The sequence below is a fragment of the Pseudomonas sp. Irchel 3F6 genome (genome assembly GCF_900187595.1).
Lineage (GTDB): Bacteria > Pseudomonadota > Gammaproteobacteria > Pseudomonadales > Pseudomonadaceae > Aquipseudomonas > Aquipseudomonas siliginis.
This window is the reverse complement of the sequence record NZ_FYDP01000007.1, coordinates 252701-266976: the sequence shown is the minus strand read 5'-3', so window position 1 is coordinate 266976 and position 14276 is coordinate 252701. Positions and strand designations below refer to the sequence as shown.

Below are 14276 nucleotides of genomic sequence, written 5' to 3'. Positions count from 1 at the left end.
AGCAGGCTCGCTCCCACAGGTTGAACGCATTTCAAATGTAGGAGCTGCCGAAGGCTGCGATCTTTTGATCTTGATTCTAATGTGTGGGTTTCTTCTCGATCCGCAGCGCCTTGGCCTTGGCCTCGACCACCAGATACATCACCACCGTGATCAACAGCGGCAGCAGAAAATAAATCGCCCGATATGCCAGCAATCCCGCGACCAGACTGCCGCGCGATGCCTCATGCTGCAGCAACGCCACGAACACCGCCTCAAGCACACCCAGCCCCGCCGGAATGTGCGTAATGACCCCGGCAATCGCGCTGATCAACAGCACCCCAAGCACCAGCGGATAATCCAGTTTGCTTGGCAGCAGAGTGAAGATCACCGCCGCCATCAGCGACCAGTTCAACGCGCCCAAGAGCAATTGCAGCACGGCCATGCGCAGCGACGGCAGGTTGATTTCTACGCCGCGAATCGACCACTCGCGGCGCTTGGAAAACTGACACGCCGCCAGATAGCCGGCGCTGACCAGCAGCAGTAACACACCAACCAGTTGCAAGGCCGAACTGCTGAGTTTCCAGCCCGGCGGCATAGTCACCAGACCGCTGCTGAACACTACGCCAGCGATGGTCATGTAGCCGAACCAGTTGGTTGCCAGGCTCAGGCCGAGAATCTTGGCGATGTTGCCTTTGCTCACGCCCAGCCGCGAATACAGGCGATAGCGCATGGCGATGCCGCCGACCCAGGCGCTAAGGTTGAGATTGAAGGCGTAGCTGATGATGCCCACCGGCAGGATCTGCTTCCAGGTCAGGTCCTGACGAATGTAGGTGCGGCCAATCAGGTCGAAACTGGCGTACACCAGAAAACTCAGCAGGGTCAGGCTGGCGGCGATGATCAGTGTGCGCACCTTGAAATCGGCGAGGGTCTCCAGCACCTCGGCCCATTCGATGCGCGTAGCGAACATCGTCAGCAAGACGATCAGCGCAAGGAAAAACAGGATGGTCAGCGGACGTTTCCAGCGGCTCCATTTCGACGGCGCCGCTTGTGTCGAATGGCTATCGGAATGGACTTCGGAATGACTCATGGACGCGCACCTCGGAAAGGCTTCAGACGCGGTTTATGCGCCGGCAGCCAACCGGCCATGGCCGGGAAGTGCCGCAGGAAGTGGAACACCAGAAAGCCCACGGTCATGTGCCAGATACGCCCGCGCGGCAACAGCTTGGCGTCCATGGCTTTGCAGTGGTTCTGGCTGAGATCTTCGAGGCGTTCGTACAGGTGCTGATTGAACGCGCGGTCGCGGATCAGCACGTTGGCTTCCAGATTCAGCGACAGGCTCAGCGGGTCGAGATTGCTCGAGCCGACGGTGCTCCAGTCATCGTCGACCAGCGCGACTTTGCCGTGCAGCGGGCGTTGGCAGTATTCGTGAATCTGCACGCCGGCACGCAGCAGATAATCGTAGGTCATGCGCGCTGCCAGTTTGGCTACGAGCATGTCCGGCTGGCCTTGCAGGATCAGCCGCACATCGACGCCACGGCGGGCGGCGTTGCGGATTTCACGCAGCAGCCGGTAACCGGGAAAGAAGTAGGCGTTGGCGATGATCACCCGGCGCTTTGCCTTGCGCAGTACTTGCAGATACACGTCTTCGATATCGGTGTTGTGTTGATCGTTATCGCGGAACACCAGGCGCACCTGGCCGTCGTGATCGGTGAAGGCCATTTCCTCCAGGCGCTGGCGCCGGCGCTGCCACCAGAACCGCGCGCGCCCGGGACGACCGCTTTGCAGCAGGGCGAAGTGATGGATATCGGCGACCACCGGGCCCTGGATCTCCACCGAATAATCCTGCTTGGCTTCAGGGCCGAAATCGGCCAGGTGATCGCCGGAAAAATTGATCCCGCCAATGAACGCGATCAAGCCGTCGACCACCACGATCTTGCGGTGCAAGCGGCGGAACCAGTTGGTGCGGATGCCCAAATGCTTCGGCGCCGGATCGAAGATCTGCAAATGCACGCCGGCATCGCTCAAGGCCGACAGATAGCCGGTGCTCAGCTCGCCACAGCCGAAGCCGTCGAGGCTGACCGTGGTGCGCACGCCGCGCTGGGCGGCTTCGATGAGGATTTGCTGCAACTCGGCGCCGACCTTGTCTTCGAAGACGATGAAGGTCTCCAGCAGGATCTCGCTCTTGGCTGCGCGCATCGCTTCGAATACCCGGGGGAAATATTCCTCGCCGTTCTCCAGCAGCTCTACGCGGTTATTGCTATGCCATTGATACTCGACGTCAACGTGGCCGGGCTCGCGCACCGGCGGGTTTAGCGGGACCGGGTCGACGGCAGATTTTTCCAGTGGCGCACTGTTCATAGTTCAATCTCCACCGATAACGGTGCGTGGTCGGAAAGGTGGGACCAGGGCCGGTTCGTCAATACTTTTGGGCGGCTGGCCTTGAGGTTGCGTACGTAGATGCGGTCGAGTCGTAGCGCTGGCAGCCGCGCGGGAAAGCTGCGCGCCGGCTTGCCGTACTGCTCGGCGAACACTTCGCGCAGGCCACAGGGCTTGAGCTGCGCATCGGCGCGCTGGCGCCAGTCGTTGAAATCGCCAGCGACAATCACCGGGGCGTCGGCGGGCAATTCGGCGAGGCGTTGCATCAGCAGATCCAGTTGCGCGTTGCGGTGGCTCTCGCGCAGGCCAAGGTGCACGCAGATCGCGTGCACTTCGGTGCCGTCGCCAGGCAGGCGCAGCACGCAATGCAGCAGACCACGGTTTTCATGGCCGCTGATCGACACGTCGAGGTTGTCGTGGCGGATGATCTGGAATTTCGACAACAGCGCATTGCCGTGATCGCCCGCCGGGTACACGGCATTGCGCCCGTAGGCGAATTGCGGCCAGAGGCTGTCGGCGAGGAATTCGTATTGCGGCATCGTCGGCCAGTTGTCGTAGCGTTTCGGATGCTGCTCGTGCGTGCCGTGGACTTCCTGCAGAAACACCACGTCGGCGGCGACGCTGCGCACTGCTTCACGCAGCTCCGGCAGAATGAAACGCCGGTTCAGCGCGGTGAAGCCCTTGTGGGTGTTGACAGTCAGTACGGTGAAGGTGCGCACCGAGGGCGCAACCACAGAGCCTTCGTCGGTGAAACCGACCGGTTCGGGAATGCTCATGACAGAACTCCTTCTGCGGCGACTTGCCCGGGAGTTGTGGCGAGGTCTTTGTCGAGGTCCAAGCGCTGCAACAAGTTGCGTGCGTCGTAGGGCGCGCGGACTTTGATGTCGTTGTCGAAGTAGCAGAACACTTCGCGGGATTTGCGCGCACGGGGTTTCAGGCGTGGGGCTATCAGGTGGGCGTCCTCTGGCTGTTTACCGTGATGCCAGGCGTCGATGCGCTCGGCCCAGCGCTTGAGCGCTTGTTCGGAATAACCGCTGGCGTAGAGCTCTTCGGCGCCGTGCAGGCGCACATAGACGAAGTCGCTGGTGAGGTCTTCGCGGTACGGCCATTTGCCGGCGGTGTCGGCAATGACCAGCGCGGTGTTGTGGCGTTTGAGCAGGCGCACGAATTCCGGATCGATGAAACTTTCATGACGGATTTCCACCGCATGGCGCAGCGGTTTCTTGCGCCAGGCTTTGACGCTGGCGTGGCCGGGAAGATGCGAGTCGTGCTGGCGGGCGAGGGCGGCTGCGGCTTGGGTATCGTGGGGCAGTTGCGCGAGAAAGTGATCGAAGCGCTCGGCGTCGAATTTGAAATTCGGCGGAAACTGCCAGAGGATCGGCCCGAGTTTTTCCTTCAGCTCCAGCACGCCCGAGGCAAAGAAATTCGCCAGCGGCTTTTCGATTTCGCGCAAGCGGCGCACGTGGGTGATGAAGCGCGGCGCCTTGACGCTGAACACGAAGTCATCGGGGGTTTCGGCGTACCACTGGGCGTAACGTTCGGGTCGTTGCAGGGCGTAGAACGATCCATTGATTTCAATGCTGTTGACCGCGCGGGAGGCGAACTGCAATTCGCGCTTCTGCGCCAGTCCCTTCGGGTAGAAATCCCCGCGCCACGGGGCGTAGCGCCAGCCTGAAATACCGATGTGAATCGTCGCCATCCCATCCTCCCGTAGAAAGTCCTCGTGTTGCCGATGTTCTGTGATGACTGCGGCGGGGGCGGGAAAGTTTCGGTGGCGTTACGGACGGTCGCGGGTGAAGCGAAGATCAAGAGCTTACCCCCTCACCCCAACCCTCTCCCCCAAGGGGGCGAGGGGGAAGGGAGCAGATCTTCATGCCTCCTGAAATCGCGTACGACTGTGAAGGGAGCAGATTTTCATGGTTTTCAGGACTTGAGTTCGACTCAAGACGTGCAGTTGGTGATTTTGGTCATGCAACTCTGTCGGCTCCCTCTCCTGGGGGAGAGGGCTGGGGTGAGGGGGCTCTTGAACTTGCCGCGCAATTACCGATCAGTTCCTTACCAGGGTCAGCCACGGGAGATCGGAGCTTTGCGCAATTTCAGGATCGCCATTCTGCTGGGAGCGCTGCTGTGCTTGGGCGTCAACACATCGCAAGCCGTCGCGCTACCGGGCGTTCCGGCTGCCGCCGACACGGCAGAGAAACCCGCCGAACCGGAACCGCTGGTGCAGGGTGGTCTGCTCGGGGCGATCAGTACGAGCATCGACGATGTGCAGGAAAAACTCGATCTCAACGAACACCTGGTCGATGCCTGGCGGCTGCGCGCCGACCGCGCGGCGGATGAGGTCGATCGGCTGGTCAAGCAACCGTCGAATCGCTCGGGCTGGAGCGTGGCAGGGGATTTCCTCACGCTGTCGGGAGTCTGGCTGGGCAGTTTCGCCCTGCTCACCGTGCTCGGCAGTCTGTTGGCCAAGCGTCTGCGTGAGGGCCGCTGGTTGCGCACCCGCCAGCGCAGTCAGGATCTGCTCGGCTACGTGCTGCCGTACACCGTGCCGGCGCTGATCTGCCTGCCTTTGACGCTGTATGTCAGCCATTTTCTGCAAGCTTCGGTGGGCCGTGCGCTGGCGCTGTGTCTGGCCTATGCCACCAGCAGCGGTATCTTCTCCACATCGATGTTGTTGTGCGTGGTGGTGATGTTCAACGTCGGGCACAAGCGCGCCGCCGCGCGAATCATCCGTGAATACTGCCCGCGCCCGCTGTTCCTCATCGGCTTTCTCGCCGCGCTCAGCGATGCCCTGACCAGCCCGCAGATCGCCCGGCAACTGGGCGGCAATATCACCAGCAGCATCGCCGTGTTCACCGGGCTGATCGCCTCGGTGATTTTCGGTTTGCTGGTGATTCGCCTGCGCCGGCCCGTGGCGCATCTGATCCGCAATCGCCCGCTCAGTCAGCGTTTGAAACAACCGTCGCTGCAGGAGTCGCTGCGGATATTTTCCGGGCTGTGGTATTGGCCGATCGTGCTGATGGTGCTGGTCTCGGCAGTCAGCCTGATCGGCATCGGCGAGGACAATCAGAAAGCCCTGCGCTGTGCCTTGTTCACCACCGTGCTGCTGATCGCCACGGTGTTTCTCAGCACGGTGTTGCAGCACCTGTTCAAGTCGCGCAAAGCCGAAGCGATCCAGCGCAGCAGTGCCTACAAGGAACGCTTTCTCAGCCTGTTGCATGCGTTGCTGCGCATCGTCATGGCGATTGTGTTCATCGATATTCTCGGGCGGATCTGGGGCGTGTCGTTGCTCGATTTCGCCCAGAGCAGCACCGTCGGTCGAGCGATCAGCAACGCCTTGAGCAGCATCGGCCTGATCTTCCTGGTGACGTGGCTGCTGTGGGTGGTGCTCGACACGGCGATTCAGGAAGCGCTGAAACCGCCGCTGAGCAAACGCGCGGCACGCCAGCCGAGCACGCGGGTGAAAACCATCCTGCCGCTGCTGCGCAACGCGATCAAAATCATCCTCGTGGTGATCTGCGCGATTACCACCATGGCCAACCTCGGCATCAACGTCGCGCCGCTACTAGCCGGTGCGGGCGTGGTCGGTCTGGCGATCGGTTTCGGTTCGCAGCAACTGGTGCAGGACGTCATCACCGGGTTGTTCATCATCATCGAAGACACCCTGTCGATCGGCGACTGGGTGGTGCTCGATTCCGGCCACGCCGGCACCGTGGAAGGTTTGACCATCCGCACCTTGCGCCTGCGGGACGGCAAGGGTTTTGTGCACTCGGTGCCGTTCGGCCAGATCAAGGCTGTGACCAACCAATCACGCCAGTTCGCCTTCGCATTTTTCTCGGTGCAGTTCACCTACGACACCGATGTCGACAAAGCCATTGAGCTGATTCGCGAGGCCGGTGATTCGATCCGCGAAGACCCGTTCCTCAAGTACAACCTGCAAGGGCCGCTGGATGTGTTTGGCGTGGACAAAATGGATCTCAACGGCGTGGTGTTGACGGCGCAATTCCGCACGGTGTCCGGTGGCCAATATGCGGTGAGCCGCGCATTCAACCAGCGCTTGAAGAAGCTTGTGGATAACACCCCCAATGTGCATTTTGCGCAGACTTATCCACAACAGGTTCTGTTGCCGAAGCGGCAGGAGGAGGGGGCGGTGGTTGCGGGTGAGGTACCGCAGGAGTCACGGACCTGACGCCTGTTTGTGTAGAGACAGGGCCGGCGCTTTCGCGAGCAGGCTCGCTCCCACAGGGGCAATGGGATTGGACTGTGGGAGCGAGCCTGCTCGCGAAGACGCCGGTGCGAACACTCTCAATGCCGGATCAGCTTGGCATGCAGTTGTCCCATGGCTATCGGATCCAGCTCTACCCAAACCTGCTGCTTGCCGGCAATCACCGCGGCCACCGGCACCCCATCGCGATACACCAGCCGATTGCTCACCAGCGCCGGTACTTTCGCTCCCGGCAACAACGTCCCGGCCAGATTCAATGGATCAACCCCACACACCGCCACCAGGCTGCCGTCCTGCGGGCGGCGGCGTACTTCGCGCAGCAAGGGAATGGCTTCGGGCAAGGCAAACTGCTCGCCAGCCAGACCACTGACAAACCGCCCGCCACGAATCTCGCCCCGCGCCTCCAGACGATGAAAGGTGCGCAGCAATTCCCGCCAGCTCGGCAGCCAGTCCGCTTCGCGTTCGAGCAAGCGCCAGAACACCACGCCGTAGCGGCGCAGCAGGGTCATGGCGACGTGTTCGAGTGTCTCGGCGGCATCGGCTGACGAACCCCGGCGCAGCAATGCCCAGCGCCCGGCATCGTCCATGCCGCCGATAAACGCGCCGCGCCCGCGTCGGCTACTGCGCTGCTGGCGCTTGCTTGCCGGCGTGATCAGCGCGCGCAGGCCGGCGAAGCTGTCGGCGTTCACCAAACCTGCGGCGACCAGTTCCTGCAAGGCGATTTCCAGTTCGCTGCGCAGCAGGCGCGCTTCATGAATCAACTCATCGAAAAACAGCGCGCCATGCTGACTCAGCGCCTCAAAGACTTTCTGTGTTTTCGGCGATAACTCGCTCACTGGCGTCTGCTCAGCCAACGCACTCCACAAACCCACCTGGCTTCGCGGCAGCAGCACAATCGGTGTACTGCGCAATGCCGAGCCGCTGACTTTCTGCCGCGCGCTGATGCGCGTCCACACCAGTTTGCCGTTGCGGCACAGTTCATCCAGCCAGCTCGGCGAATAGTCCTTGAGGCGTGCCGGCAGGATGTCGCTGTCCCACGCCGAAGCTGCCGCCGGGTAGCCTTCGAACTGGCCGACAATCGCCGGCAGCACCGCACTGCCCTGACCTTGGGTGGCCGGCGTCAGATGCTGCCAGTCGAACAGAAAACGCATGAAGTCCTGCAATGCCACCGGTTCGATTTCCCGGCGCAGGCGCTTGACCGTGTAGCGATGGATGCGCGCCAGCAGATGGCGTTCGCACCATTCTTCAATCGCGCTGTTCGGCGTGAACTGGCCGCGCAAGACGTAGCCTTCACGCTCCAGTCGGGCGAGGGCCTGACTCACTTGCGCGGCGGGCAGGGCCAGCGGCTCGGCGATGGCCGGCAACGGGATCGGCCCAAAGGCACCGAGGCGGGCGCGGATCACTTCGACCAGCGCCTCATCGAATGTCCATGCTTCGTCGAACCCGGGCAGCGCGACTGCTTCAGTCAGCAGCGTGGCTTGTGGATAAAGTGCCTGCAGGCAACTCAAGCGTTCGCGAGCCAGCCACAACTGATGCTCGGCGTCGATCTGCAACCGGCAGGCGCGGCCGCTGGCCATCAGCGTTTGCAGCCAGTCCGGCCAACCCGCGTTGGCGCGCGCTTCGGCGTCACTGATGCAGGCAAGGCTCATCAGCGCTTCGTGCATTTCATCCATGGAATTGGGCGACGGCCAGGCTTCTTCGCGCACTGCGGTGATCGCATCGGCATCGAGCGCGCCGAGATCATCGGTCGATTGCGGATCGCTCCAGCGTCGATTAATCACCGCTTGCGTGCGGCGTTCCTCCAGCGGCGCGTCGTCGAGAAACGTGTAGGGTCGGGCGCTGAGAATTTCTGCCGCCAGCGGCGACGGCGCAGGTAAATCCCGGGCGATCAGGCGCACCTCGCCACGCTCCATGCGCCGCAGCAGGGTCAGCCAGCCTTCGCTGTCCATCGCTTCGTGCAGGCAATCGTCGAGGGTCTGTTCCACCAGCGGATGTTCGGGGACTTCACGCTCGCCGGCGAGGTTTTCCAGGCAGGCGATCTGGTCGGGAAACACACTGGCGATCAGGTCTTCGCTTTTCATCCGTTGCAGTTGCGGAGCGACTTTGCGCCCGCCGGTGAAGCGCGGCAACGCCAGCGCCACCCCGGCATTCCAGCGCCAGCGCACGCCAAACAAGGGCGCATCGAGCACGGCTTGAATAAGGGTGTGTTCGGCGCTGTTGCTGTGCAGGTAACGCCAGACTTCGTCGAGCTCGAAGCTGTGACTGGTGGACAGCGACAGCACGATCGCGTCTTCGCTGGCGGCGGCCTGCAACTCGAAGTTGAAGGTGCGGCAGAAACGCTTGCGCAGGGCCAGGCCCCAGGCGCGGTTGATGCGGCTGCCGAACGGCGTGTGAATGATCAGTTGGGTGCCGCCGGACTCGTCGAAAAACCGTTCCATCAACAGCGTGTCCTGCGAGGGCAGGGCGCCGAGGGTTTGCCGTGCGCGCGCCAGATATTCGACCAGTTGCTCGGCGCTGGCGAGGTTGAGGCCGAGTGTGGCGGTCAGCCAGTCGAGCGCCGGTTGCAGAATCCCGGGGCTGGCGCTGAGCAATTCGTCCAACTGCGCTTGCAGGCGCGCGACGGCCGCCGACAGTTCATCACTGCGCCCCGGCGCTTCGCCGAGCCAGAACGGAATGGTCGGCGGCATGCCCTGCGCATCCTCGACGCGCACTTTGCCGCTTTCCACCCGCAGGATGCGGTACGAGGTATTGCCGAGCTGGAACACGTCGCCGGCGATACTTTCCACAGCGAAATCTTCGTTGACGCTGCCGATGTTCAAGCCCTGGGGTTCTAGCAATACGCTGTAGTCGGCGTTGTCCGGGATGGTGCCGCCACTGGTCACGGCGGTCAGTTGCGCGCCCCGCCGGCCACGCAAGGTGCGACTGACGGCATCGCGGTGCAGGTAGGCGCTGCGGATGCCCTGGCGGCCGTTGTAACCCTCGGCGAGCATGCTCAGCAGGGCCTGATAGTGTTTTTCGTCGAGATCGCGATACGGCCACGCTCGGCGGAACATCGCCAGCAACGCGTCCTCCGACCATTCCTGGCAACTGACCTCGGCAATGATCTGCTGCGCCAGCACGTCCAGCGGTTTTTCCGGAATGTGCAGCGTATCGAGCTCGCCCCGGCGCACGCAGTCGAGCAGGGCGGCGCACTCGATCAGATCGTCGCGGGTGGTGGCGAACAAACGACCCTTGGGAGTGCCGCCGACCTGGTGTCCGGAGCGACCGACCCGTTGCAGAAACGCAGCAATCGAACGCGGCGAACTGATCTGGCAGACCAGGTCGACTTCACCGATATCGATGCCCAGTTCCAGTGATGCCGTGGCGATCAGCACTTGCAGCTCGCCGCGTTTGAGCCGTTGTTCGGCGTCGAGGCGAAACTCCTTGGCCAGGCTGCCATGGTGCGCCGCCACGGCCTGCTTGCCGAGGCGCTCGCTCAGATGCCGGCTGAGGCGCTCGGCAAGGCGTCGGGTGTTGACGAAAATCAGTGTGGTGCGATGCTCGCGAGCGAGTTCGGCGAGGCGCTCGTACACCAGTTCCCAGACATCATTGGCCATCACCGCCGACAGCGGCACCGGCGGCACTTCGATGCCCAGATCCCGAGGGCGGGCGTGGCCAATGTCGACGATTTCGCAGGGGCGATCATGACCGACCAGGAACTGCGCCACGGCTTCTACCGGTTTCTGCGTGGCGGACAGGCCGATGCGGGTCAGCGGTTCGGCGCACAACGCTTGCAGCCGTTCAAGGCTCAAGGACAGATGACTGCCACGCTTGCCGGCTGCCATCGCGTGGATTTCGTCGATGATCACCGTGCGCGTGGTGCCGAGCATCCTGCGCCCGGATTCCGAGCCAAGCAGCACGTACAGCGATTCCGGCGTGGTGACCAGAATGTGCGGCGCGGTCTTGCGCATGGCGGCGCGGTCTTTCTGCGGCGTGTCGCCGGTTCGTACGGCGGTAGTGATGGTCAGCTCCGGCAGGCCCATTTCGCGCAATTGCGCGGTAATGCCGGCGAGCGGATTCTGCAGGTTGATCTGAATGTCGTTGGACAATGCCTTCAACGGCGAAACATAGACCACCAGGGTTTCGGCGGGCAGACCGTCAGGATGCTCCAGGCCTCGGTGGACGAGCTCATCGAGCACGGCGAGGAACGCGGTCAGGGTTTTGCCGGAGCCAGTGGGCGCGGCGATCAGCGTCGACCGGCGCTGGCGAATCAACGGCCACGCACGGGCCTGAGCGGCGGTGACCGCCGGGAAAGTTTTGTTGAACCAGGCGCTGACGGCGGGGTGAAAACCGGCCAGCGCGCTGTTGGCGGGGAGGGGCAGATTCATGACTGGAGTTATGCGGGCGGGGGCGGGAAGATGCAAGTACCGTTCGGACGCCTTCGCGAGCAGGCTCGCTCCCACCTTGGAATGCGGTCTCCTGTGGGAGCGAGCCTGCTCGCGATAGCGCCAGTGAGGCCGATACAAATCCGCGCATCTACACTTTACGGATGACGGTTGCGCACTAAACCCGCAAAATGCAACGATTCCGGCAATTATCGACGACGGTTCCACAAGAACTGTCGCTAAAGCCATCGTTCCAATCAGACTGGGCCTGCTGACTCTATGCGAATGCGCCTTATGTTACTGGGCGGCGGAAATGCCCTTGGGCAGGCGCTGATTCGCCTCGGTGCGGAAGAAGACATCGGTTTCCTCGCCCCCCGCCCGCCCGAAAACGGCTGGGATGCCGCGAGCCTCACCCAACTGCTCGACGACACCCGTCCCGATGCGTTGATCAACCTCGCCTACTATTTCGACTGGTTCCAGGCCGAGAGCGTCAGCGAAAGCCGCATGATCGGCCAGGAACGCGCCATCGAGCGTCTGGCCGAACTGTGCCAGCACCACAACATTGTCCTCGTGCAGCCGTCGAGCTATCGCGTGTTCGACGGCTCACGTGCTACCGCTTACAGCGAAAAAGACGAACCGGTGCCGCTGGGCCTGCGCGGTCAGGCCTTGTGGCGCATCGAGCAAAGCGTGCGCGCGACCTGCCCGCAACATGTACTGCTGCGTTTCGGCTGGCTGCTCGACGACAGCCCGGACGGCACCCTCGGACGCTTCCTCGCTCGCGCGGAAAAACCCGAAGAGTTGCTGCTGGCCGATGATCGGCGCGGCAATCCGACTCCGGTCGATGACGCCGCGCGAGTGATCATCTCCGTGCTCAAGCAACTCGACTGCGCCGCGCCGCTGTGGGGCACTTACCATTACGCCGGCCACGAAGCGACCACCCCGCTGGCGCTGGGCCAGGCGATTCTCACCGAAGCACGCAGCCTGCATCCGCTGGCGATCGAAGCACCGACCGCGCAGGCCCACGCCGCGCGCCCGGACGCCGCCGAAGAGCCGCAACATGCAGTGCTGGCCTGCAAGAAAATTCTCCACACTTTCGGGATCAAGCCGCGCGCCTGGCGTGCCGCGCTCCCGGGTCTACTGGACAGGTTCTACCGACATGGCTGAAGCAACGGTTTTAATCACTGGCGGAGCCGGATTCATCGGCTCGCACCTGACCGATGCCTTGCTCGCCAAGGGCTATGCGGTACGCGTGCTCGACGACCTGTCGACCGGCAAGCGCAGCAACCTGCCGCTGGACAATCCCAAGGTTGAACTGGTGGTCGGCGATGTCGCCGATGCCGCCCTGGTCGCCCGCGCCATACAAGGTTGCAACGCTGTCGCGCATCTGGCGGCGGTGGCCTCGGTGCAGGCCTCGGTGGACGATCCGGTGAAAACCCATCAGAGCAATTTCATCGGCACCCTGAATGTCTGCGAAGCCATGCGCCTGGCCGGGGTCAAGCGTGTGGTGTACGCCTCCAGCGCGGCGGTGTACGGCAACAATGGCGAGGGCGAGTCGATTGATGAAGACACGCCGAAGGCGCCGCTGACACCCTATGCCTCGGACAAACTGGCCGGTGAGCAGTACTTCGATTTCTACCGTCGCCAGCATGGTCTGGAGCCGGCGATTTTCCGCTTCTTCAACATCTTCGGCCCCCGCCAGGATCCGTCCTCGCCGTATTCCGGGGTGATCAGCATCTTCAGCGAACGTGCGTCGAAAGGTTTGCCGATCACCGTATTTGGCGATGGCGAGCAGACCCGCGATTTTCTTTATGTCGGTGATCTGGTCGATTTGCTGGTGCAGGCGCTGGAAAAGCCCGAAGTGCAGGAAGGTGCGGTCAACGTCGGCTGGAATCAGGCAATGAGCCTGAAGCAGATGCTCGAAGCATTGAAGTCAGTGGTCGGTGAACTGCCGCCCGTGAGCTACGGGCCGGCGCGTTCGGGTGATATCCGCCATTCGCGGGCTGACAACCGACGCTTGCTGCAGCGCTTTGAAATGCCGCCGCAGACGCCGATGAGTGTGGGCCTGGCGCGCTTGCTCGGGCGCTCCTGAGAAGCCCCTCACCCTAGCCCTCTCCCAGGGGGAGAGGGAACTGACTGAGGTGTTTGTGAGAAGTACGCCGACTTGCGATACCCAGTCGAACTCAGGTTTTGAACAACACACAAATCGGCTCCCTCTCCCCCGGGAGAGGGCTGGGGTGAGGGGCCCGGGCCTCCAACGCCCCACATGACTCAGCACCAAATGAAAAAGGCGCCCTGCAACAGGCGCCTTTTTCACGGCCGGAATATCGCTATTCCTGTGGCGAGGGAATGTTATTCCCCGATCGACTGCGTACGGTCGTCGTCAGGTCTGTGCCTGCCCGCCACCAAGCCTCATTCACCACCACGTGAACGTTCGGTCAAAGTCAGCTTAGAACTTATAGCCCAAACCGACCATGTAGATGAACGGATCGACATCCACATTCACCCGTGCGCGGGTGCCCGGTGCGACGGCGTTGTTCTCGACGGTCGCGCGGGTATCGATATCGATGTAGCGCACTTGGGCGTTGAGCATGATGTTGTCGGTGATCATGTAGTCGGCGCCGACCTGCCAGGCCAGACCCCAGGAGTTTTTCGCCTTGAAGTTGCTGAAGCCGTTGGCGCTGGCTTCGCTGCCGACGTGTTCGTCGTAGATCCAGGTGTAGTTGATGCCACCGCCGACATACGGCTGGAAAGGCGATTTCGAATCCAGCGGGTAGTAGACGACGCTGAGGGTCGGCGGCAGGTGTTTTAGCGTGCCGAGCTTGCCGTTGGCGGCGGGCAGGGCGGTGCCCTTGAGCTTGACGTCGTGCTCGAACGGCGTGGCTGCCAGCAGCTCGATACCGATGTTGTTGGTGAGCATGTAGGCGAAGTTCAGACCCAGTTGGGTGTCGCTGCTCATGGTCGCCTTGCCGCCCAGATCAGTGCCGCTCAGCGGACCCTGATCGACCTTGACGCTGGAACTGTCGGCCTTCGGGTTGACGGTGATCGCGCCAGCGCGCACGAGAATGTCACCGGCTTCGTGGGCGTGGGCGAGCGGGGCTGCGAGCGCGAGGGCAAACAACGAGGCGCTGAGCAAGGACTTGTTCATGGGGGCTCCGAAAGGACATAAAAATTCGATGTCCTAGGGTACGAAGCCGTCTGATACGGTGTTTTGACTCAGCTCAATGAAACAGTGAAGGCCCGTTTTTTTGTGGCGTTCATCTCGGCCCCATCGCTGGCAAGCCAGCTCCCACAATGATCCAGTTGTTTGTCAGTTTTTTGCTCACCCAGATAAC

The 14276-nt window shown here is 62.3% G+C and carries 9 protein-coding genes; 3 read left to right on the top strand and 6 right to left on the bottom strand.

The genetic code is table 11. From position 1 onward, the window contains the following. Positions 1-76: 76 nt before the first annotated feature. From CKW30_RS22295 to CKW30_RS22280, 4 genes are read right to left on the bottom strand one after another with little or no spacing between them, the layout of a single operon-like run. Positions 77-1066, bottom strand: a complete 990-nt coding sequence (locus CKW30_RS22295) for a lysylphosphatidylglycerol synthase domain-containing protein (protein ID WP_041477676.1) — start codon at positions 1064-1066, stop codon at positions 77-79. After that, positions 1063-2337: a cardiolipin synthase ClsB gene (clsB, locus tag CKW30_RS22290; RefSeq protein WP_095181942.1), complete on the bottom strand. Its 1275-nt coding sequence runs from the start codon at positions 2335-2337 to the stop codon at positions 1063-1065. Before clsB ends, CKW30_RS22295 begins: the two co-directional genes overlap by 4 nt. Next, positions 2334-3131, bottom strand: a complete 798-nt coding sequence (locus CKW30_RS22285) for an endonuclease/exonuclease/phosphatase family protein (protein ID WP_056790768.1) — start codon at positions 3129-3131, stop codon at positions 2334-2336. The genes clsB and CKW30_RS22285 overlap by 4 nt, the downstream gene beginning before the upstream one ends. Next, entirely contained in the window at positions 3128-4054 is a 927-nt protein-coding gene (locus CKW30_RS22280) for a DUF72 domain-containing protein (protein WP_095181941.1), read from the bottom strand. The genes CKW30_RS22285 and CKW30_RS22280 overlap by 4 nt, the downstream gene beginning before the upstream one ends. 387 nt (positions 4055-4441) lie before the next feature. Here CKW30_RS22280 and CKW30_RS22275 point away from each other — a divergent pair, with 387 nt between their 5' ends. Then, positions 4442-6544: a mechanosensitive ion channel family protein gene (locus CKW30_RS22275; protein ID WP_095181940.1), complete on the top strand. Its 2103-nt coding sequence runs from the start codon at positions 4442-4444 to the stop codon at positions 6542-6544. A 116-nt stretch (positions 6545-6660) separates the two neighbouring features. Here the strand turns inward: CKW30_RS22275 and CKW30_RS22270 are convergent, their stop codons facing one another. Beyond that, a complete protein-coding gene (locus tag CKW30_RS22270) occupies positions 6661-10947 on the bottom strand; it encodes a DEAD/DEAH box helicase (RefSeq protein ID WP_095181939.1) in 4287 nt (1428 codons plus the stop codon). 276 nt (positions 10948-11223) lie between these two features. On the opposite strand from CKW30_RS22270, the gene CKW30_RS22265 reads away from it, so the two are divergent. Continuing rightward, on the top strand, positions 11224-12108 hold the full coding sequence (locus tag CKW30_RS22265) for a sugar nucleotide-binding protein (RefSeq protein WP_095181938.1): 885 nt from the start codon (positions 11224-11226) through the stop codon (positions 12106-12108). After that, a complete protein-coding gene (locus CKW30_RS22260) occupies positions 12101-13033 on the top strand; it encodes an NAD-dependent epimerase/dehydratase family protein (RefSeq protein ID WP_095181937.1) in 933 nt (310 codons plus the stop codon). Before CKW30_RS22265 ends, CKW30_RS22260 begins: the two co-directional genes overlap by 8 nt. A gap of 357 nt (positions 13034-13390) precedes the next feature. Here CKW30_RS22260 and CKW30_RS22255 read toward each other — a convergent pair whose 3' ends face one another. Next, positions 13391-14089: an OmpW family protein gene (locus CKW30_RS22255; RefSeq protein ID WP_095181936.1), complete on the bottom strand. Its 699-nt coding sequence runs from the start codon at positions 14087-14089 to the stop codon at positions 13391-13393. Positions 14090-14276: the final 187 nt, after the last annotated feature.

What these genes read in the sequence shown, in the direction of transcription:
- clsB (WP_095181942.1), bottom strand. Translation starts at nt 2,337, where the DNA reads ATGAACAGTGCGCCACTGGAAAAATCTGCCGTCGACCCGGTCCCGCTA.
- CKW30_RS22270 (WP_095181939.1), bottom strand. Translation starts at nt 10,947, where the DNA reads ATGAATCTGCCCCTCCCCGCCAACAGCGCGCTGGCCGGTTTTCACCCC.
- CKW30_RS22265 (WP_095181938.1), top strand. Translation starts at nt 11,224, where the DNA reads ATGCGAATGCGCCTTATGTTACTGGGCGGCGGAAATGCCCTTGGGCAG.
- CKW30_RS22285 (WP_056790768.1), bottom strand. Translation starts at nt 3,131, where the DNA reads ATGAGCATTCCCGAACCGGTCGGTTTCACCGACGAAGGCTCTGTGGTT.
- CKW30_RS22260 (WP_095181937.1), top strand. Translation starts at nt 12,101, where the DNA reads ATGGCTGAAGCAACGGTTTTAATCACTGGCGGAGCCGGATTCATCGGC.
- CKW30_RS22255 (WP_095181936.1), bottom strand. Translation starts at nt 14,089, where the DNA reads ATGAACAAGTCCTTGCTCAGCGCCTCGTTGTTTGCCCTCGCGCTCGCA.
- CKW30_RS22295 (WP_041477676.1), bottom strand. Translation starts at nt 1,066, where the DNA reads ATGAGTCATTCCGAAGTCCATTCCGATAGCCATTCGACACAAGCGGCG.
- CKW30_RS22280 (WP_095181941.1), bottom strand. Translation starts at nt 4,054, where the DNA reads ATGGCGACGATTCACATCGGTATTTCAGGCTGGCGCTACGCCCCGTGG.